The 20875-nt window shown below is 59.5% G+C and carries 22 protein-coding genes; 21 read left to right on the plus strand and 1 reads right to left on the minus strand.

Annotated elements, in window-relative coordinates; all coding sequences use genetic code 11:
- Window positions 1-2 precede the first annotated feature (2 nt).
- From cysE to J2Y86_RS23245, 21 genes are all read left to right on the plus strand, one after another.
- Window positions 3-779, plus strand: coding sequence for a serine O-acetyltransferase (gene cysE / locus J2Y86_RS23145; RefSeq protein ID WP_253440411.1), 777 nt, complete (start codon window positions 3-5; stop codon window positions 777-779).
- Between the two features lie 238 nt (window positions 780-1017).
- Window positions 1018-1509, plus strand: coding sequence for a Fe-S cluster assembly transcriptional regulator IscR (gene iscR, locus J2Y86_RS23150; RefSeq protein ID WP_007903581.1), 492 nt, complete (start codon window positions 1018-1020; stop codon window positions 1507-1509).
- Window positions 1510-1559: 50 nt separating this feature from the next.
- Window positions 1560-2774, plus strand: coding sequence for an IscS subfamily cysteine desulfurase (locus J2Y86_RS23155; RefSeq protein ID WP_253436916.1), 1215 nt, complete (start codon window positions 1560-1562; stop codon window positions 2772-2774).
- Between the two features lie 85 nt (window positions 2775-2859).
- Window positions 2860-3246 (plus strand): Fe-S cluster assembly scaffold IscU, encoded by a 387-nt coding sequence (gene iscU / locus J2Y86_RS23160; RefSeq protein WP_003443374.1) that lies wholly within the window; start codon window positions 2860-2862, stop codon window positions 3244-3246.
- A gap of 27 nt (window positions 3247-3273) precedes the next feature.
- Window positions 3274-3597 (plus strand): iron-sulfur cluster assembly protein IscA, encoded by a 324-nt coding sequence (iscA, locus tag J2Y86_RS23165; RefSeq protein ID WP_007903589.1) that lies wholly within the window; start codon window positions 3274-3276, stop codon window positions 3595-3597.
- Window positions 3598-3605: 8 nt separating this feature from the next.
- Window positions 3606-4127, plus strand: a complete 522-nt coding sequence (gene hscB / locus J2Y86_RS23170; RefSeq protein WP_084320778.1) for a co-chaperone HscB — start codon at window positions 3606-3608, stop codon at window positions 4125-4127.
- Between the two features lie 51 nt (window positions 4128-4178).
- Window positions 4179-6044, plus strand: coding sequence for a Fe-S protein assembly chaperone HscA (gene hscA, locus J2Y86_RS23175; RefSeq protein ID WP_253436919.1), 1866 nt, complete (start codon window positions 4179-4181; stop codon window positions 6042-6044).
- The gene (fdx, locus tag J2Y86_RS23180; protein WP_030139594.1) at window positions 6044-6385 is read left to right on the plus strand and encodes an ISC system 2Fe-2S type ferredoxin; all 342 of its coding nucleotides are present in this window, start codon (window positions 6044-6046) and stop codon (window positions 6383-6385) included. The genes hscA and fdx overlap by 1 nt, the downstream gene beginning before the upstream one ends.
- A 14-nt stretch (window positions 6386-6399) precedes the next feature.
- A complete protein-coding gene (gene iscX, locus J2Y86_RS23185; RefSeq protein WP_008147746.1) occupies window positions 6400-6600 on the plus strand; it encodes a Fe-S cluster assembly protein IscX in 201 nt (66 codons plus the stop codon).
- 92 nt (window positions 6601-6692) lie between these two features.
- Window positions 6693-7118 carry a nucleoside-diphosphate kinase gene (gene ndk / locus J2Y86_RS23190; RefSeq protein ID WP_007916882.1) on the plus strand — a complete coding sequence of 142 codons (426 nt, stop codon included), beginning with the start codon at window positions 6693-6695 and terminating at the stop codon, window positions 7116-7118.
- A 28-nt stretch (window positions 7119-7146) separates the two neighbouring features.
- The gene (rlmN, locus tag J2Y86_RS23195) at window positions 7147-8289 is read left to right on the plus strand and encodes a 23S rRNA (adenine(2503)-C(2))-methyltransferase RlmN (protein ID WP_017340314.1); all 1143 of its coding nucleotides are present in this window, start codon (window positions 7147-7149) and stop codon (window positions 8287-8289) included.
- Between the two features lie 17 nt (window positions 8290-8306).
- The gene (gene pilW, locus J2Y86_RS23200) at window positions 8307-9065 is read left to right on the plus strand and encodes a type IV pilus biogenesis/stability protein PilW (protein WP_214380819.1); all 759 of its coding nucleotides are present in this window, start codon (window positions 8307-8309) and stop codon (window positions 9063-9065) included.
- Window positions 9065-10099, plus strand: coding sequence for a RodZ domain-containing protein (locus tag J2Y86_RS23205; protein WP_253436923.1), 1035 nt, complete (start codon window positions 9065-9067; stop codon window positions 10097-10099). Before pilW ends, J2Y86_RS23205 begins: the two co-directional genes overlap by 1 nt.
- A gap of 3 nt (window positions 10100-10102) precedes the next feature.
- Window positions 10103-11212, plus strand: coding sequence for a flavodoxin-dependent (E)-4-hydroxy-3-methylbut-2-enyl-diphosphate synthase (gene ispG, locus J2Y86_RS23210; protein WP_007903603.1), 1110 nt, complete (start codon window positions 10103-10105; stop codon window positions 11210-11212).
- 37 nt (window positions 11213-11249) lie between these two features.
- Window positions 11250-12539, plus strand: a complete 1290-nt coding sequence (gene hisS / locus J2Y86_RS23215; protein WP_008042422.1) for a histidine--tRNA ligase — start codon at window positions 11250-11252, stop codon at window positions 12537-12539.
- A gap of 42 nt (window positions 12540-12581) precedes the next feature.
- Complete coding sequence (locus J2Y86_RS23220) at window positions 12582-13223, plus strand: tetratricopeptide repeat protein (RefSeq protein ID WP_253436926.1); 642 nt, start codon at window positions 12582-12584, stop codon at window positions 13221-13223.
- Complete coding sequence (bamB, locus tag J2Y86_RS23225) at window positions 13216-14367, plus strand: outer membrane protein assembly factor BamB (protein ID WP_017340310.1); 1152 nt, start codon at window positions 13216-13218, stop codon at window positions 14365-14367. The genes J2Y86_RS23220 and bamB overlap by 8 nt, the downstream gene beginning before the upstream one ends.
- Before the next feature lie 135 nt (window positions 14368-14502).
- Complete coding sequence (der, locus tag J2Y86_RS23230; protein ID WP_017340309.1) at window positions 14503-15972, plus strand: ribosome biogenesis GTPase Der; 1470 nt, start codon at window positions 14503-14505, stop codon at window positions 15970-15972.
- Between the two features lie 306 nt (window positions 15973-16278).
- Window positions 16279-17427, plus strand: a complete 1149-nt coding sequence (locus J2Y86_RS23235) for a pyridoxal phosphate-dependent aminotransferase (RefSeq protein ID WP_253436929.1) — start codon at window positions 16279-16281, stop codon at window positions 17425-17427.
- Window positions 17415-18206 (plus strand): amidohydrolase, encoded by a 792-nt coding sequence (locus J2Y86_RS23240; protein WP_253436932.1) that lies wholly within the window; start codon window positions 17415-17417, stop codon window positions 18204-18206. Before J2Y86_RS23235 ends, J2Y86_RS23240 begins: the two co-directional genes overlap by 13 nt.
- A 79-nt stretch (window positions 18207-18285) precedes the next feature.
- Complete coding sequence (locus J2Y86_RS23245; protein WP_253436936.1) at window positions 18286-18678, plus strand: hypothetical protein; 393 nt, start codon at window positions 18286-18288, stop codon at window positions 18676-18678.
- Window positions 18679-18879: 201 nt separating this feature from the next.
- Here J2Y86_RS23245 and leuA read toward each other — a convergent pair whose 3' ends face one another.
- A complete protein-coding gene (gene leuA, locus J2Y86_RS23250; RefSeq protein ID WP_090180500.1) occupies window positions 18880-20559 on the minus strand; it encodes a 2-isopropylmalate synthase in 1680 nt (559 codons plus the stop codon).
- Window positions 20560-20875: the final 316 nt, after the last annotated feature.

The raw sequence follows: 20875 nt of genomic DNA on the forward strand, positions 1-20875 counted from the left end.
TGATGTTCGAGCGTTTGCGTGAAGATATCCAGAGTGTTTTCCATCGTGACCCGGCGGCGCGTAACGCTTTTGAAGTCCTGACTTGCTATCCGGGCATGCACGCCATCTGGATTCATCGGCTGTCGGCGGCCCTGTGGCGTGCCGAGCTGAAATGGCTGGCGCGGCTGGTGTCGAACTTCGGTCGCTGGTTGACCGGGATCGAGATTCATCCGGGGGCCAAGGTAGGTCGTCGTTTCTTTATTGACCATGGCATGGGCATTGTCATTGGTGAAACCGCCGAGATCGGCAACGACGTCACCCTTTATCAAGGTGTGACGCTCGGTGGCACCAGCTGGAATAAAGGCAAGCGTCACCCAACGCTGGAAGATGGCGTTGTGGTTGGGGCTGGCGCCAAGGTGCTCGGCCCGTTCACTGTCGGCGCGGGAGCCAAGGTCGGTTCCAATGCCGTAGTGACCAAGGCTGTGCCGGCCGGTGCGACAGTGGTCGGCATTCCGGGGCGGATCATCGTCAAGTCCGATGAAGAGCAGGATGCCAAGCGCAAGGCCATGGCTGAGAAGATCGGCTTCGATGCCTACGGCGTCGGCGAAGACATGCCGGACCCGGTGGCGCGTGCCATCAATCAGTTGCTCGATCATTTGCAGGCGGTTGATGGGCGTCTGGAGGGGATGTGCGGGGCGCTGAAGGACCTGGGCAGTAATTACTGTGCGAAAGATCTGCCTGAGCTGCGCGAAGAAGACTTTGCGTGTGTGAAGGACAAGGATCAGAGCCAGGCCGGCTAGACCGCGCTGACCCCTTCGCGGGCAAGCCTTGCTCCTACAGGTCAGCGTGATCCTTGTAGGAGCGAGGCTTGCCCGCGAAGAACGATAACGCGCAATTGCTGGCTGTAACCGGCCAGCCTTTGCTATGATGCGGCCGCTCTTTTGCGGGTAAACCTGACTAAAGTACTAGGTCTTATAGTTGACTTAAATACTCGGGAATTGCATACTCGCCCCATTCCGAACTCCGTGGTAATTGTCCATGCGACTGACTACAAAAGGCCGATACGCCGTGACCGCCATGCTCGATCTGGCGTTGCACGCGCAGCACGGGCCGGTGTCCCTGGCCGATATCTCCGAGCGCCAAGGCATCTCCCTGTCCTACCTCGAACAGCTGTTCGCCAAATTGCGCCGCAGCAATCTGGTCTCCAGCGTCCGTGGCCCGGGCGGCGGCTACCAGCTGTCCCGCGACATGCAGGGCATCCAGGTCGCCCAGGTGATCGATGCGGTAAACGAATCGGTCGATGCCACCAAGTGCCAGGGCCAGGGCGATTGCCATCAAGGCGACACCTGCCTGACTCACCACTTGTGGTGCGATCTGAGCCTGCAGATTCACGAATTTCTGAGCGGTATCAGCTTGGCTGATCTTGTCACTCGCCGTGAGGTACAAGAAGTAGCCCAGCGTCAGGACCAGCGCCGTTGCAACAGCAAGGCGCCGCGCCTGGACAAGATTGAAGCGTCCGCCGTCGAATGACAGCCAAAGAGCTAGCGGCACGCCAGCCAGCCTGATTTAGGAGATAGTCCATGAAATTGCCGATTTACCTTGATTACTCTGCGACCACCCCGGTTGATCCGCGTGTTGCGCAAAAAATGAGTGAATGCCTGCTGGTCGACGGAAACTTCGGTAACCCGGCGTCCCGTTCCCACGTGTTCGGCTGGAAAGCTGAAGAGTCCGTCGAAAACGCTCGTCGTCAGGTCGCTGACCTGGTCAACGCCGACCCGCGTGAAATCGTCTGGACTTCCGGTGCCACCGAGTCCGACAACCTGGCAATCAAGGGTGCGGCGCATTTCTATGCGACCAAAGGCAAACACCTGATCACCACCAAGATTGAGCACAAGGCTGTCCTCGACACCATGCGCCAACTGGAGCGTGAAGGTTTCGAAGTCACCTACATCGAGCCTCGCACAGACGGCCTGGTCACCCCGGAAATGGTTGAAGCCGCACTGCGCGACGACACCATTCTGGTTTCGATCATGCACGTGAACAACGAAATCGGCACCGTCAACGACATCGCCGCCATCGGCGAGCTGACCCGCTCCAAGGGTATCCTGTTCCACGTTGACGCCGCTCAGTCCACTGGCAAGGTCGAGATCGACCTGCAGAAGCTGAAAGTCGACATGATGTCGTTCTCTGCCCACAAGACCTACGGTCCTAAAGGCATCGGCGCGCTGTACGTCAGCCGTAAGCCGCGTGTTCGCATCGAAGCGACCATGCACGGCGGCGGTCACGAACGTGGCATGCGTTCCGGCACCCTGGCGACCCACCAGATCGTCGGCATGGGCGAGGCCTTCCGTGTAGCCAAGGAAGACATGGCTGCCGAGAACGTGCGCATCAAAGCCCTGAGCGACCGTTTCTACAAACAGGTCGAGCATCTGGAAGAGCTGTACGTCAACGGCAGCATGACCGCCCGCGTTCCGCACAACCTGAACCTGAGCTTCAACTACGTTGAAGGCGAGTCGCTGATCATGGCACTCAAGGATCTGGCGGTTTCGTCCGGTTCGGCGTGCACCTCGGCATCGCTTGAGCCTTCGTACGTACTGCGCGCCCTGGGCCGCAACGACGAACTGGCACACAGCTCGATCCGCTTCACCTTCGGCCGTTTCACCACCGAAGAAGAAATCGACTACGCCGCGCAGAAAGTCTGCGAGGCCGTTACCAAGCTGCGCGCTCTGTCGCCGCTGTGGGACATGTACAAAGACGGTGTCGACATTTCGAAAATCGAGTGGGCGGCACACTGATTTCAAGTCGCCGCAAACCGGCCCTGTCGAACCCAGGTTCCCAGGGCTTCAAGAGCGACTCTCTGATGAGTGAGGATTAAGAATCATGGCTTACAGCGAAAAGGTCATCGACCACTACGAAAACCCGCGTAACGTCGGCAAGATGGACGCCGAAGACCCGGATGTCGGCACTGGCATGGTCGGCGCCCCGGCGTGCGGCGACGTCATGCGCCTGCAGATCAAGGTCAACGAGCAAGGCATCATCGAAGACGCCAAGTTCAAGACCTACGGTTGCGGTTCGGCTATCGCCTCCAGCTCCCTGGCGACCGAGTGGATGAAAGGCAAGACTCTGGATGAAGCAGAGACCATCAAGAACACTCAACTGGCCGAAGAACTGGCCCTGCCGCCAGTGAAAATTCACTGCTCCGTACTCGCTGAAGACGCTATCAAAGCGGCCGTTCGCGACTACAAGCAGAAGAAAGGCTTGATCTGATTTTTGGCGACGAGTAAGGAGTCACCGATGGCTATCAGCATGACAGAAGCGGCTGCTCAACACGTGCGACGCTCCCTCAACGGGCGCGGCAAAGGTGAAGGGATTCGTCTGGGTGTTCGCACCACGGGCTGTTCCGGCCTTGCCTATGTGCTGGAGTTTGTCGACGAGGTGGTTGCAGAGGATCAGGTGTTCGAAAGTCACGGCGAAAAAGTGATCATCGACCCGAAGAGCCTGGCCTACCTGGACGGCACCGAGCTCGATTTCGTCAAGGAAGGGTTGAACGAAGGCTTCAAGTTCAACAACCCCAACGTACGCGGTGAATGTGGCTGCGGCGAAAGCTTCAATATCTGAGGCTTCTTGTGGGTACTCCTTGTCATTTCGCTTTATTCGAGCTGCAACCGAGTTTCAATCTGGACCTCGACCAGCTGGCTACGCGCTACCGTGAGTTGGCGCGCAGTGTTCATCCGGACCGTTTTGCGGACGCTTCCGAGCGTGAGCAACGGCTGGCGCTAGAGCAATCCGCGAGCCTCAACGAGGCCTACCAGACGCTCAAAAGTCCCCCGAAGCGCGCGCGTTACCTGCTCGCTTTGAATGGTGGCGAGCTGCCGCTGGAGGTCACGGTGCATGATCCGGCGTTTCTTCTGCAGCAGATGGAGTTGCGTGAAGAGCTCGAAGACCTGCAAGACAGCGCCGACATGGCCGGTATTGCAGCGTTCAAGCGCCGACTGAAAACCGCTCAGGATGAACTGAACCAAAGCTTCGCAGCCTGTTGGAATGACGCAGCGCAACGTGAGCAGGCCGAGCGCCTGATGCGGCGCATGCAGTTCCTCGACAAGCTCACCTACGAAGTGCGCCAGTTAGAAGAGCGCCTCGACGATTAACCCAGTGCCGCTCCGGTCGCACGCCTGATATACAGATAAGTCCTGATCACGATGGCCCTACTGCAGATCGCCGAACCCGGCCAAAGTCCTCAACCGCACCAGCGTCGTCTGGCTGTGGGGATCGACTTGGGCACTACCAATTCGCTGGTCGCTGCATTGCGCAGTGGTCTTTCCGAGCCTCTGGCCGACGCTGACGGGCAGGTCATCCTGCCGTCTGCCGTGCGCTATCACGCCGATCGCGTCGAAGTGGGCGAGTCGGCCAAGCTGGCTGCCGCTACCGATCCCTTGAACACCGTGCTGTCGGTCAAGCGCTTGATGGGTCGTGGTCTGTCCGACGTCAAGCAATTGGGCGAGCAACTGCCGTACCGCTTTGTCGGCGGCGAGTCGCACATGCCGTTCATTGACACCATTCAGGGGCCGAAAAGCCCGGTCGAAGTCTCCGCCGATATCCTGAAAGTGTTGCGTCAGCGCGCTGAAGCGACCTTGGGTGGCGAGCTGGTCGGCGCGGTGATCACCGTTCCGGCCTATTTCGACGATGCTCAGCGTCAAGCCACCAAGGACGCGGCCAAGCTGGCCGGTCTGAACGTGCTGCGTTTGCTCAATGAGCCGACCGCTGCTGCGGTGGCCTACGGTCTGGATCAACACGCTGAAGGCCTGGTCGCTATTTATGACCTGGGTGGCGGCACCTTCGATATTTCGATTCTGCGTCTGACCGGCGGTGTGTTTGAGGTTTTGGCGACCGGCGGCGACAGTGCCCTGGGCGGCGATGATTTCGACCACGCGATCGCCGGCTGGATCATCGAGAGCGCCGGTTTGTCCGCCGACCTCGATCCGGGTGCGCAACGTAATCTGCTGCAAACCGCTTGCGCGGCCAAGGAAGCCCTGACCAATGCGGCGTCCGTCGAAGTCGCTTATGGCGACTGGAAAGCCGAGCTGACCCGCGAAGCCTTTAACGCGCTGATCGAGCCGATGGTTGCTCGCAGCCTGAAAGCCTGCCGCCGCGCGGTGCGTGATTCCGGCATCGAGCTGGAAGAAGTGCACGCCGTGGTCATGGTCGGCGGTTCGACCCGCGTACCTCGCGTTCGCGAAGCGGTCGCTGAAGCCTTTGGTCGCCAGCCGCTGACTGAAATCGATCCGGATCAAGTGGTGGCCATCGGTGCCGCGATCCAGGCCGATACGTTGGCCGGCAACAAGCGCGATGGCGGCGAATTGCTGTTGCTCGACGTGATTCCGTTGTCCTTGGGGCTGGAAACCATGGGCGGGCTGATGGAGAAGGTGATTCCGCGCAACACCACCATCCCCGTCGCCCGCGCCCAGGACTTCACCACTTACAAAGATGGCCAGTCGGCCATGGCTATTCACGTATTGCAGGGCGAGCGTGAGCTGATCAGCGACTGCCGTTCTCTGGCGCGCTTCGAATTGCGCGGCATTCCGGCGATGGTGGCGGGTGCGGCGAAGATTCGCGTGACCTTCCAGGTCGACGCCGACGGCCTGCTCAGCGTTTCGGCCCGTGAATTGGGTTCGGGCGTTGAAGCCAGCATTCAGGTCAAGCCGTCCTACGGTCTGACCGACGGCGAAATCGCCAAGATGCTCAAGGATTCGTTCCAGCACGCCAACGACGACAAGGTCGCCCGTGTACTGCGTGAGCAGCAGGTCGATGCTCAGCGCCTGATCGAAGCGGTGCAAGCCGCCCTCGAGGCGGACGGCGAGCGTTTGCTCGACGCTGAAGAGCGCATGGTCATCGATTTGCAGATGCAGGAACTGACCGAACTGATGAAAGGTACCGATGGTTACGCCATCGAGCAGCAGACCAAGCGTCTGTCGCAAGTGACCGATGCCTTTGCTGCCCGCCGCCTGGACTCGACGGTGAAAGCCGCGCTGGCGGGGCGCAACCTGAATGAAATCGAGGATAACTGATGCCGCAGGTCATTTTTCTGCCCCACGAGAAGTTTTGCCCGGAAGGCATGGTTGTCGAGGCTGAGCCCGGCATCTCCATTCTCGAGCTGGCCCATGAACACCACATCGAGATGGAAAGTGCCTGCGGTGGCGTCTGCGCCTGCACGACCTGCCACTGCGTCATCCGCGAAGGGTTTGATTCGCTGGAAGAAGCGGATGAGCTGGAAGAAGATTTTCTTGATCGTGCCTGGGGTCTGGAAGCGCAATCGCGTCTAGGCTGTCAGGCGATCGTCGGGACTGAAGACCTGACCGTCGAGATTCCGAAATACTCGCTCAACCACGCCGCCGAAGCGCCGCACTGATTCAAGGAAGTGACATGAGTCTGAAATGGGTTGATGTGCTGGAAATCGCGATCCAGCTGGCTGAATCCAAGCCGGATGTAGACCCGCGTTACGTAAACTTCGTCGATCTGCACAAATGGGTGCTGGCATTGCCGGAGTTCAGTGATGATCCGACACGCGGTGGCGAGAAGGTGCTTGAAGCCATTCAGGCCGCCTGGATCGAAGAAGCAGACTGAGTCTGCACCGTACGCAGTTAGGCAATACCCAAGAACCCGCGTATAATTCGCGGGTTTAATTTTTCACAAATTACCGTTTCTGGAGTTACACCATGGCTGTTCAACGTACTTTCTCCATCATCAAGCCTGACGCTGTTGCAAAAAACGTCATCGGCGAGATCACCACTCGTTTCGAAAAAGCAGGCCTGCGCGTTGTAGCTTCGAAACTGAAGCAACTGTCCAAAGCCGAAGCTGAAGGCTTCTACGCTGAGCACAGCGCTCGTGGTTTCTTCGGCGACCTGGTTGCTTTCATGATCTCCGGTCCGGTTGTCGTTCAGGTTCTGGAAGGCGAAAACGCTATCGCTCTGAACCGTGAGCTGATGGGCGCTACCAACCCTAAAGAAGCTGCTGCCGGCACCATCCGTGCTGACTTCGCTGATTCCATCGACGCCAACGCTGTACACGGTTCGGACTCCGAAGCCGCTGCTGCTCGCGAAATCTCGTACTTCTTCGCAGCTACTGAAGTAACCACTCGCTAAGCATTGGCTTAAGAGTGAAGGTGAATCCATGACTACATCGACTGTAAAAACCAACCTGCTGGGTCTGACTCAACAGGAAATGGAAAAATTCTTCGACTCGATCGGGGAGAAGCGTTTCCGTGCCGGTCAGGTAATGAAATGGATTCACCACCTTGGCGTCGATGATTTCGACGCCATGACGAACGTCAGCAAGGCCTTGCGCGACAAGCTCAAGGCTATTGCCGAAGTTCGCGGTCCTGAAGTCGTCAGCGAGGACATTTCCACCGACGGCACCCGTAAATGGGTGGTGCGCGTGGCGTCCGGCAGCTGCGTCGAGACCGTCTACATTCCCCAGGGCAAACGCGGCACGTTGTGCGTTTCGTCCCAGGCAGGCTGTGCTCTGGATTGCAGTTTCTGCTCCACCGGCAAGCAAGGTTTCAACAGCAACCTCACCGCCGCCGAAGTCATCGGCCAGGTGTGGATTGCCAATAAATCGTTCGGCAGCATCCCGGCGACCGCCGACCGTGCCATCACCAACGTGGTGATGATGGGCATGGGCGAGCCGCTGCTGAACTTCGACAACGTCGTTGCGGCCATGCATCTGATGATGGACGACCTGGGCTACGGCATTTCCAAGCGCCGTGTGACCCTGTCGACCTCCGGCGTGGTGCCGATGATCGATGAGCTGTCCAAGCACATCGACGTCTCCCTGGCGTTGTCGCTGCACGCACCGAATGACGCATTGCGTAACCAATTGGTGCCGATCAACAAGAAATACCCGCTTAAGATGCTCCTCGAGTCGTGCCAGCGTTATATGTCGTCCCTGGGCGAGAAACGCGTGCTGACCATCGAGTACACCTTGCTCAAGGACATCAACGACAAGGTCGAGCACGCGGTCGAGATGATCGAGCTGCTCAAGAACATCCCGTGCAAGATCAACCTGATTCCGTTCAACCCGTTCCCGCATTCCGGTTACGAGCGCCCGAGCAACAACGCGATTCGCCGGTTCCAGGATCAGCTTCACCATGCAGGTTTCAATGTCACCGTACGCACCACCCGCGGTGAAGACATCGATGCCGCGTGTGGCCAATTGGTAGGGCAGGTGCTGGATCGCACCCGTCGCAGCGAACGTTATATTGCCGTGCGCGAGTTGAGCGCCGACAGCGATATGGCGCAGAACGCCGCGAAATAACTCAAGAGAGGATCTCTATGTCCCTGCGCTTCGCGCTGCTTGTGCTGTTGGCCAGTCTTTGTACTGGCTGCGTCCTGTCGGGCGATTTCAACCCGATGAAGACCAGCAAGGGCCGCGATGAAGCGCGAGTCGCCTATGTGCAGCTGGGGCTGGGCTACTTGCAGCAGGGCATGACCGAGCGCGCCAAGGTCCCGCTGAAAAAGGCCTTGGAGCTGGACAGCTCCGACCCTGACGCCAACGCCGCTTTGGGCCTGGTATTCCAGGCAGAGATGGAGCCGGAACTGGCGGACGAGCATTTTCGCAAGGCACTGTCTTCCCGTTCCGGCGATGCGCGCATCCTGAACAATTACGGCAGTTTTCTTTTCGAGCAAAAACGTTACAAAGAGGCTTACGAGCGCTTCGAACAGGCCGCCGCCGATACGCTGTATCCTGAACGTTCGCGGGTATTCGAGAACCTGGGCATGACCGCTTCGATGCTTGGCCAGCGTGATCTGGCCCGGCAGCAACTGGAAAAAGCCCTGCGTTTGAACCGCCAACAGCCACGTGCTTTGCTGGAAATGGCTGAGTTGTCTTACGAAGACAGGCATTATGTGCCCGCGCGTGACTATTACGACCGTTTTAGCCTGCTCACCGAGCAAAATGCACGTAGTCTATTGCTCGGCGTTCGGCTGGCAAAAGTGTTCGAAGATCGCGACAAGGCCGCCAGTTTTGGCCTGCAACTAAAACGACTCTATCCCGGTACGCCGGAATATCAGCAATACCTGTCGGAGCAATGATGAAAGCGGCGCATCCTGAAGTTGTAGCAGCGAATCGCGTTAACCCCGGTGAGACTTTGCGCCAGGCCCGCGAAAGCAATGGCTGGTCGCTGGCCGAAGTGGCCCTCAAGCTCAACCTCACCGTCAATTCCCTGAGCAATCTGGAAGCCGGCGCTTTCGACAAGCTGCCTGGGCACACCTTTGCCCGCGGTTACATTCGCGCGTACGCCAAATTGCTGGGCATGGACCAGACCGTTCTGGTTCAGCAGTTCGACCAATCCACCGGTACCGACTCCCAGGGCAGCAACGTCCACAGCCTTGGCCGCATCGAAGAGCCGGTTCGGGTTTCCCACACCATTTTGCGAATCGTCAGCCTGTTGCTGCTGATCGCGGTGGTCGGCGGTGGTTTTGTCTGGTGGCAGGATCAGACCTCCTTGCGCAGCAAAGAGCAGGTCAGCCTGAGCCCGGAACACGTTGAAGTCGAAGGCGCCGACGGCACCACCCAGATCCATCCGCTGGACGAGCCGGAAGACCAGGCTGTCGCGGAAGGTCAGGCTGAAGGCACGACGTCTCTGGCATTGCCGCAAGCCGAGAACTCCACTGAAGCGCCGGCCGAAGCTGAAGCGACTGCACCTGTTGCCGCTCCGACTGCACCGGTTGCCCCGGCGCCTGCTGCACCGACGCACAGCACCGCGCCGGTTGTCGCGACGCCGGTAGCGCCAGCTCCGACGGCACCTGTCGTATCAACCCCGCCTGCGAGCGCTTCGGTCACGCCGACCATTCCCGCTCCGGCAGCGGCTGCTCCGGCTGCCGGCCAGGGTCAGGTTCAGCTGCAATTCACCGCCGATTGCTGGACACAAGTCACTGACGGCACTGGCAAAGTGCTGCTGAGTGGCCTCAAGCGCAAAGGCGAAAACGTTACTGTCAGCGGCAAGCCGCCGTTTGCCGTGCGTCTGGGCTTCGCCCGTGGCGCGCAGGTCAGCTACAACGGGCAGGTGGTTGATGTCGCTCCGTTCACCAGTGGCGAGACTGCTCGCCTGAAGTTGGGTCAATAAGTCATGCACGGCGAATCTCCAATCAAGCGTCGCGAATCCCGGAAAATCTGGGTCGGTAACGTGCCTGTTGGCGGCGATGCGCCCATCGCTGTGCAGAGCATGACCAACAGCGACACCAATGACGTGGCCGCCACCGTCGCCCAGATCAATCGTCTGGAAGCCGCTGGCGTCGATATCGTGCGGGTTTCCGTGCCGGACATGGACGCCGCCGAAGCCTTCGGCAAGATCAAGCAACTGGTCAAAGTGCCGTTGGTGGCCGACATTCACTTCGACTACAAGATCGCGCTGCGCGTAGCCGAACTGGGCGTTGACTGCCTGCGGATCAACCCGGGCAACATCGGTCGTGAAGACCGCGTGCGTGCGGTGGTCGATGCCGCCCGTGATCGCGGGATTCCGATCCGCATCGGCGTCAACGCCGGTTCCCTGGAAAAAGACCTGCAAAAGAAATACGGCGAGCCGACCCCGGCCGCGCTGGTCGAATCTGCCCTGCGTCACGTCGAACACCTTGAACGCCTGAATTTCCAGGACTTCAAGGTCAGCGTGAAAGCCTCCGACGTGTTCATGGCCGTCGCCGCTTACCGCTTGCTGGCCAAGGAAATCGTCCAGCCGCTGCACCTGGGGATTACCGAAGCCGGTGGTTTGCGTTCCGGCACGGTGAAATCTGCCGTAGGCCTCGGTATGCTGCTCGCCGAAGGGATTGGCGATACTATCCGCATCTCGTTGGCGGCCGACCCGGTCGAGGAAGTGAAAGTCGGCTACGACATTCTCAAATCCCTGCACCTGCGTTCCCGTGGCATCAACTTCATCGCCTGCCCGAGTTGCTCGCGGCAGAACTTCGATGTGGTCAAGACCATGAACGAGCTGGAAGGGCGCCTTGAAGACCTGTTGGTGCCGCTGGATGTCGCGGTCATCGGTTGCGTGGTCAACGGGCCGGGCGAAGCCAAGGAAGCTCATATCGGCTTGACCGGCGGCACGCCAAACCTGATTTACATCGACGGCAAGCCGTCGCAGAAACTGACGAATGACAATCTGGTGGATGAGCTCGAACGCTTGATCCGCCAGAAAGCGGCCGAAAAGGTCGAAGCCGACGCTGCCGTTATTGCGCGTGGCTGAGCCTGACTAAAGAGCCGAACAAATTTAAGGATTGATAGTGAGCAAGTCTCTGCAAGCCATACGTGGCATGAACGACATCCTGCCCGAACAGACGCCCCTGTGGCGTCATTTCGAGGGCACTGTTTCGCGTCTGCTGGATAACTACGGTTACAAGCAAATCCGCATGCCGATCGTCGAGTTCACCGAGCTGTTCAAGCGCTCGATCGGCGAAGTGACCGACATCGTCGAAAAAGAGATGTACACCTTCGAAGACCGCAACGGCGATTCGCTGACGCTGCGTCCCGAGGGTACGGCGGCCTGCGTGCGTGCGGTGCTTGAGCACGGCATCACTGGTGGCGGCCAGGTACAGAAACTCTGGTACATCGGCCCGATGTTCCGCCACGAGCGTCCGCAGAAAGGCCGTTATCGCCAGTTCCACCAGATCGGTGTCGAGGTGTTCAACCTCGACGGTCCGGACATCGACGCCGAGCTGATCGTGCTGACCTGGCGCCTGTGGGGCGAGCTTGGCATCCGCGATGCGGTCAAGCTTGAACTGAACAGCCTTGGCACCAGCGAGTCTCGTGGTCGTTATCGCGAAGCGCTGGTCGAGTTCCTGTCCGCTCACCTGGACAAACTCGACGAAGACAGCCAACGCCGCCTGAAGACCAACCCGTTGCGTGTTCTGGACACCAAGAACGCCGACACTCAAGCGATCCTGGTCGACGCGCCGAAAATGGCCGACTACCTCGACGACGAATCCCGCGTGCACTTCGAGGGCCTCAAGGCTCGCCTGGACGCCGCCGGTATTCCTTATGTGATCAACCCGAAGCTGGTTCGCGGGCTGGATTACTACAGCAAGACCGTTTTCGAATGGGTCACCGACAAGTTGGGCGCCCAAGGCACCGTGTGTGCCGGTGGTCGTTACGACGGTCTGGTGGAACAGATGGGCGGCAAGCCGACCCCGGGCGTTGGTTTCGCCATGGGCATCGAGCGCCTCGTGCTGCTTTTGGAAACCCTGGAGCAGATCCCGGAAGAGATCTCCCGTCAGGTCGACGTCTATCTCTGCGCATTCGGCGAGGCTGCCGAGTTGGCTGCGCTGACGTTGAGCGAGAAGGTTCGCGATCAATTGCCCAACCTGCGCCTGCAGATCAATGCCGGCGCTGGCAGCTTCAAAAGCCAGTTCAAGAAGGCCGACAAGAGCGGTGCGCTGTACGCGCTGATCCTCGGTGACGACGAAATGGCCCAGCAAGTGGTAGGTTTCAAACCCCTGCGTGGCCAGGGCGAACAACAAAGCATTGCCTGGGATGCGCTTGCTGCACACCTGGCCACCTGCGTCGTGCAGGGTTGAAGCTGTCATAAACAGCCGATTTAGCGATTAAGGAGTATTGGGGTGTCGAGTACCGAAGACGAAAACCTTGCGGATTTGAAGGACTGGTGGACACGCAACGGCAAGCCCCTGGTCACTGGCGGCCTGTTGGCGCTGGTCATCGTGTTCGGCTGGCAGGCCTTTCACAAGTATCAGAGCAATCAGTCGCAAAGCGCCTCGATTCTCTATCAGCAATTGCTCGAAACCACGCTGACGCCTGACGGCAAGCCTGACGCCGCCCGTGTTTCGGATCTGGCCGGCAAGCTCAACAGCGAGTTCGGCGGTACTGCCTACGCGCAATACGGCAGCCTGTTCGTGGCGAAAGTCGCGGTCGACAGCGGCAAGCTGGACGACGCTGCCACCGAGCTTAAAGCCATCGTTGCCAAACCGGCCAACCCGGCACTGGGTGAAATCGCCCGTCAGCGCCTGGCACAGGTACTGGCCGCGCAGAACAAGGCCGATGAAGCCCTGAAACTGCTCGAAGGCGATGCCGATAAAGCATTCCTCGCCACTCGCGAAGAACTCAAGGGCGACCTGCTGGTGCAGTTGGGTCGTACCGATGAAGCGAACGCTGCGTATCAAAAAGCCAAGGCGGCACTGTCGGATGAAGCGGCAGTCGGTGGCCTACAAATCAAGCTGGACGATCTGGCCAAAGGGGATGCGTGACGTGATCCGTTGGAAACATGCAGCATTGCTGGCTCTGGCCGTATTGGCCGCGGGTTGCAGCAGCAACAGCAAAAAAGAATTGCCGCCTGCCGAGCTGGTCGACTTCAAAGAAGAAGTGGTCCTGCAAAAGCAGTGGAGTCGTTCGATCGGTGACGGTCAGGGCGAAACCTACAACATGCTGGTTCCGGCGATCGATGGCGATACCATCTATGCTGCCGACGTCACTGGCGTGGTGATGGCGATGGATCGCAGCAATGGCGACGTCAAATGGAAGAAAGACCTCGAACTGCCTGTTTCCGGCGCCGTTGGCGTAGGTTATGGCCTGCTCGTGATCGGTACGACCAAGGGCGAAATCGTTGCCATGGACGCTACCAACGGTGAAGAGAAATGGCGCGCTCGCGTGTCCAGCGAAGTCCTCGCGCCACCGGCCAACAACGGTGACGTGGTGGTGGTTCAGACTCAGGACGACCGTCTGATCGGTCTGGATGCCGCTACCGGCAACCAGCGCTGGTTGTATGACAGCACGCCAGCGGTGCTGACCCTGCGCGGCACCAGTGCTCCGATCGTCACCAACCGCCTCGCGGTGGCTGGCCTGTCGACCGGTAAAGTGGTCGCTCTCGATATTTCCAACGGCGTGCCGGTGTGGGAACAGCGGGTAGCGATTCCACAAGGTCGTTCGGAACTGGAGCGTGTTGTCGATATCGACGGTGGCTTGCTGCTGTCCGGCGGTACGCTGTACGTCGCCAGCTATCAGGGTCGCGTTGCGGCACTGGACCTGGAAAGCGGTCGTCAACTCTGGCAGCGTGATGCTTCCAGCTATGCCGGCGTCGCCCAAGGTTTTGGCACTGTTTATGTGAGCCTTTCTTCGGGCACTGTTGAAGGCGTCGACGAGCGTTCCACCACGGCTTTGTGGAGCAACGACTCGCTGGCTCGCCGTCAACTGTCGGCTCCGGAAGTGTTCTCCAGCTATGTTGCAGTCGGTGACATGGAAGGCTACGTACACCTGCTGAGCCAGGTGGACGGTCGCTTCGTCGGCCGCGAGCGCATCGACAGCGATGGCCTTCGTGCCCGTCCGCTGGTGGTGGGTGACACGATTTATCTGTATGGCAACAGTGGCAAACTGGAAGCCCTGACCATCAAGTAAGGACTATGCTTGGGGTTTAACCCCCAAGCGGCCCCGTTCTGCGGGGCTCGCAGCGTTTTCAAACGCTGCCCCGAGCACCAGCCGCTGCCTCGCAGCGGCTTTTGTATTTTCTGAAATAACGAAGTGGAGAGCCGCATGGTTCCCGTAATCGCCCTGGTGGGCCGACCGAACGTCGGCAAGTCCACCTTGTTCAACCGCCTGACCAGGACTCGCGACGCCATCGTCGGCGACTTGTCCGGTCTGACCCGTGATCGCCAATACGGTGAGGCCAAGTGGCAAGGGCGTTCCTACATTCTGGTCGACACCGGCGGTATCTCCGGTGACGAGCACGGTATGGACGAAAAAATGGCCGAGCAGTCGCTGCTGGCCATTGAAGAAGCCGATGTCGTTCTGTTCCTGGTAGATGCCAAGGCCGGTTTCACCGCCGCCGACCAGATGATCGCCGAGCATTTGCGCAAACGTAACAAGCGTTCCTACGTGGTTGCCAACAAGGTCGACAACATCGACCCTGAAATGGCCCGCGCCGAATTCGCCCCGTTGGGCATGGGCCACGCGATTCCGATCGCCGGCGCTCATGGCCGTGGCATCACCCAGATGCTGGAAATCGCCCTGAGCGACTTCCCGAAAGATGAAGAAGAACCGGAAGACGGCGAAGAAGAGATCGTTGCCGAAGGCGAGGAAGCCAAGCGCATTCCTGGCCCAAGCGAAAAAGACGGGATCAAGATCGCCATCATCGGCCGTCCGAACGTGGGCAAGTCGACCCTGGTCAACCGCATGCTCGGTGAAGACCGCGTCATCGTTTATGACCAGCCCGGCACCACCCGCGACAGTATCTACATCCCGTTCGAGCGTAACGACGAGAAGTACACGCTGATCGACACCGCTGGTGTGCGCAAGCGCGGCAAGATCCACGAAGAAGTCGAAAAATTCTCCGTGGTCAAAACCCTGCAAGCGATCAAAGACGCCAACGTGGTGATCTTCGTGATGGACGCCCGCGAAGGTGTGGTCGATCACGACCTCAACCTGCTGGGCTTTGCCATTGAATCGGGTCGTGCGCTGGTTATCGCGATCAACAAGTGGGACGGCATGACGCCGAGCGAGCGCGACTTCGTGAAGGTCGAGCTGCAACGTCGACTGTTCTTCGTTGACTACGCCGACATCCACTTCATCTCGGCGCTGCACGGCACTGGCGTGGGCAACCTCTACGCTTCCGTACAGAACTCGTTCAAGTCCGCGGTCACCCGCTGGCCGACCAACCGCCTGACCCAGATTCTGGAAGATGCGGTCGGTGAGCACGCGCCACCGATGGTCAACAACCGCCGGATCAAGCTGCGCTATGCCCACTTGGGTGGCGCGAACCCGCCGATCATCGTGATTCACGGTAACCAGATCGAGAAGGTGCCGAAGTCTTACGTCCGTTACCTGGAAAACACTTACCGTCGTGTTCTGAAGCTGGTCGGTACGCCGATCCGCATCGAGTTCAAGGGCGGCGAGAACCCGTACGAAGGCAACAAGAACTCGCTCACCGACCGTCAGGTCAACAAGAAGCGTCGCTTGATGTCGCACCACAAGAAGGCCGACAAGAAGCGCCGCGACAAGCGTTGATTTGCAGCCCCACACCATCTTGTGTGTAGGGCTGTTGTGGCGAGGGGATTTAGCGAAACGTCGCACCGCCCGTTCGGCTACGAAGTAGTCGTAAACCCAGCGCCGCGGTTTATCTGACAAACCGCAGTGAATGGTTTTGGGGCGGCTACGCCACCCAACGGGGATGAATCCCCTCGCCACAGGTAATGCAGTGATGTTGAGAAAGAAGGGCGCCGTTTGGCGCCCTTTTTTTATGGGCGCCGTTTGGGCTATCCTCGGGCTCTCCCGCGCCGCCGTTAGAGCCGGGTGTAGAGCAGGGAATCACCGATGATCACCAGTAAGCTGCCGAATGTCGGCATCACTATCTTCACGCAGATGTCTCAGCTCGCGGCGCAAACCGGGGCGATCAACCTGTCCCAGGGTTTTCCCGATTTCGATGCCCCGCAGGCCCTGTGCGATGCGGGCGGTCGGCATATTGCCAGTGGCCATAACCAGTATTCGCCGATGACCGGCCTGCCGGCGCTGCGTCAGCAAGTGGCGGCGAAGATCGCTCGCAGCTACGGCATCAATGTCGATGCCGACAACGAAGTGACCATCACCCCCGGCGCCACCCAGGCGATCTTCTGCGCAATTCAGGCGGTTATCCACAGCGGCGACGAAGTGATCGTGTTCGATCCGTGCTACGACAGTTACGAGCCATCGGTTGAACTGGCGGGTGGTCGTTGCGTGCATGTGCAGCTCGGACTGAATGATTTCTCCATCGACTTCCAGAAACTGGCCGAGGCCATCACGCCGCGCACGCGAATGATTGTGCTGAACTCCCCGCACAACCCGAGCGGCGCATTGATCAGCCGTGCCGAACTGGACCAGTTGGCGGACCTGATTCGTGATCGCGACATCTACCTCGTCAGCGACGAAGTCTACGAACACCTGGTGTTTGACGGTGTGCCTCACGTCAGCGTGCTGAACCACGAAGAGCTGTATCAGCGTGCCTTTGTGGTCAGCTCGTTCGGCAAGACCTATCACGTGACGGGCTGGAAAACCGGCTACGTGGTCGCACCGCCGGCCCTCACCGCAGAGCTGCGCAAGGTTCACCAGTACGTCAGTTTCTGCGGTGTCACGCCACTGCAGTTTGCCTTGGCCGATTTCATGGCCGAGCACCCGGAGCATGTCGAAGAACTGCCGGCTTTTTATCAGGCCAAGCGCGACCTGTTCTGTGATCTTCTGACGCCGTCGCGCTTCAGTTTTACCCGCGTGACCGGCACCTATTTCCAGTTGGTCGATTACTCGCAGATCCGCCCGGACCTCAACGACGTCGAGATGGCGCTGTGGATGACCCGCGAACACGGGGTGGCGAGTATCCCGATCTCGGTGTTCTACCAGACGCCACCCGAAGGCCAGCGCCTGGTGCGCCTGTGCTTTGCCAAGCGTGAGGAGACCCTGCGTGAAGCAGCGGCAAAATTATGCGTGATCTGAGTGCACTGCCGAATCTGAACATTGCGCTGGTCCAGACGACCCTGGCCTGGCACGACCGCCAGGCCAATCTGGAGCATTTCGAACAACTGCTGGAACAGGCTCGCGGCGCTGACCTGATCATCCTGCCGGAGATGTTCACCACCGGATTCTCCATGGAATCCGAGACGCTCGCCGAGCCGGAAAACGGTCCCACCAGCAAATGGTTGCGTGCACAGGCTGCGCAACTTGACGCTGTGATCACCGGTAGTGTCATCGTTCAGGCCGCCGACGGCAGTCATCGCAATCGCCTGTTGTGGGCGCGGCCGGACGGAGAAGTCTGGCACTACGACAAGCGTCACCTGTTCCGCATGGCGGGCGAGCACAATCACTACACACCGGGCGAGCGCCAGGTGCAGTTCGAACTCAAAGGCTGGCGTGTGCGGCCGCTGATTTGCTACGACTTGCGTTTCCCCGTATGGAGCCGTGACGCCCAGGACACCGACCTGTTGCTGTACACCGCGAATTGGCCAGGTGCGCGGCGTCAGCACTGGAACCGTTTGCTGCCTGCACGGGCGATTGAAAACCTTTGCTATGTAGCGGCAGTGAATCGCATCGGGACTGACGGAAAAGGCTTCGCGTATACCGGCGACAGTCAGGTGCTCGATTTCCAGGGCGAGACGTTGCTCAGTGCCGGCGAAGCCGATGGCGTGTTTCAGGTGGTGCTGAATGCCGCCGACCTTCAGGCGTACCGCACACGTTTTCCGGCGAATCTGGATGCCGACACCTTTGAGTTCACCTGATCGGTGAAGGTTGAACGATTGATGGGTACAGATTTCTCCGGGCGGGCCGATAGCAAGGTCAGCCAAGGAGGAGTGACCCATGATCAACGTGAGCACCATCACCATTAACTCGTACGCCGTATCCTCGCCGAATGTCGCGACCGGTCAACCTGACGAACGCAAGCTGGTCCCGGTTGAAGACGCGACTGACGAGGATGGCAAGCTGCGCGTAAACAGTGCCGGAGCCAGGATCGACTCTGTCGACAGCGCCAGCGACCCGGTTACGGCGTTGAAAAAGCAGATCGAAGAAGCGCAAAAACTGCTGGCCGAACAGCAGGCTCAACTGGCGAGTGCACAGAAGAGCCAGAACGACGAGCAGAAGGCGCAGCAGGTGATGGAAATCCAGAACCAGATCGCCGTGACCAGCAGTAACTTGCAAGTGCTGCAGGCGGCGTTGTTGCAGGCGATGTTCAGCGTTGATACCCATGCCTGACATCGTTGTTGTCTGAGCGGGCCTCATCGCGGGCAAGCCCGCTCCCACAGTGGGCGGGGTGAGCACATATTATGTGTACATCCGGTCCCTGTTGGAGCGGGCTTGCCCGCGAAGAGGCCATGACGGGCAGCACAAAAACACCAGGCAAACAAAAAGGCCCCAAGGTTCGCACCTTGGGGCCTTTTGCATTTCAGCGAACGCTTACGCCGCTTTCGCTTCCGGCTGGCTCAACGAGCGGTTCAGCGCGCTGAACAGGGCCTTGAAGCTGGCGGTGGTGATGTTCTCATCGATACCCACGCCGTGTACCGCACGCTCACCATTCACGCGCAGTTCAATGTAGGCCGCTGCCTTGGCATTGGTGCCCGCGCCGATCGCGTGTTCGTTGTAGTCCATGATCTCCACCGGAATCGGCAGACCGGCGACCAACGCTTCCAGCGCGCCGTTGCCCTTGCCACGCCAGTGCAGGTTGGTTTCGCCCTGGCCTTTGCCGGAGACTTCCACTTCCACGGCGCTGTGACCGTTTTCTTCCTGCAGGCGATGACTGACCAGCGCGTACGGGGTGTTGGCCTGCAAGTACTCGCTGTGCAGCAGCGCGTGGATTTGCTGGGCGGTCATTTCGAGGCCCAGGCGATCGGTTTCACGCTGCACGACCTGGCTGAACTCGATCTGCATGCGACGCGGCAAGCTGATGCCGTATTCCTGTTCCAGCAGGTAAGCGATACCGCCCTTGCCCGACTGGCTGTTGACGCGGATCACCGCCTCGTAGCTGCGGCCAATGTCGGCCGGGTCGATCGGCAAGTACGGCACTTCCCACAGGGCGTCCGGTTTCTGCTGGGCGAAGCCCTTGCGGATGGCATCCTGGTGCGAGCCGGAGAACGCGGTGTGAACCAGGTCGCCGACGTACGGGTGACGCGGGTGCACCTGGATCTGGTTGCACTCTTCGACGACTTTGCGCACGCCGTCGATGTCGGAGAAGTCCAGCTCAGGGTGAATGCCCTGGGTGTACAGGTTCAGCGCCACGGTCACGAGATCGACGTTGCCGGTACGCTCGCCGTTGCCGAACAGGCAGCCTTCGACACGGTCCGCGCCGGCCATCAGGCCCAGCTCGGTGGCGGCCACGCCAGTGCCACGGTCGTTGTGGGTGTGCAGGCTGATGATCACGCTGTCACGACGATTGATGTGACGGCCGAACCATTCGATCTGGTCGGCGTAGATGTTCGGGGTCGCGCATTCGACGGTGGCCGGCAGGTTGAGAATCACCTTGTGCTCAGGCGTCGGGTTCCAGACTTCGATGACGGCGTCGCAGACTTCCTTGGCGAACTCCAGTTCGGTAGCGCTGAAGGTTTCCGGCGAGTATTCGAACGTCCACTGAGTGTCCGGCTGCTGGGCGGCGTATTTGACGAACAGCTTGGCCGCGTTCACGGCGATGGCCTTGATCCCGTCCTTGTCCTGGTTGAAGACAATGCGGCGGAAGGAAGGGGAGGTCGCGTTGTACAGGTGAACGATGGCTTTCTTCGCCCCGCGCAGGGATTCGAAGGTGCGCTCGATCAGGTCTTCACGGCCCTGGGTCAGCACCTGAATGGTGGTGTCGTCCGGGATGTGGTTGCCTTCGATCAGCGTGCGCACGAAGTCGAAGTCGGTTTGCGAAGCGGCCGGGAACGAGGCTTCGATTTCTTTCACGCCGACCTGCACCAGGGTTTTCCAGAAACGGAGCTTCTTGACCGCGTCCATCGGCTCGATCAGCGACTGGTTGCCATCGCGCAGGTCGGAGCTGCACCAGATCGGCGCGGCGGTGATGGTCTTCGACGGCCAGGTGCGGTCCGGGATATCGATGGTCGGGAACGCGCGGTATTTCGAAGACGGGTCTTTGAGCATGCTCATCGGGAAATCCTTATTGTGTGGGCCGAAAAAAGGCGGCCTGCCGGTGGATCAAATGTTCTTGGGGAAAGGCGTGGGGCGAGGCACCGCGATTCAGCCCGGCAGTCGGGCACTGACAAGGCACAGGCTGCGGTGCTGGCGAAGCTGAATGAGGGTGTGAGAGGTTTTCATGCCTTCAACCCTAACCGCGAGGAGAAAGGATGGCAAGCAGTCGAAAAAAATTGAGAGGAATACTCGAATGGGGGGATTTATCGAGATTTTATTGCGGTGAAACAAGGTGATCGTTTGGATGTTTGCGCGGGGTTTGAGGGATGCGCAA

The organism is Pseudomonas migulae (assembly GCF_024169315.1).
In the GTDB taxonomy this organism is placed as follows: Bacteria; Pseudomonadota; Gammaproteobacteria; order Pseudomonadales; family Pseudomonadaceae; genus Aquipseudomonas; species Aquipseudomonas migulae_B.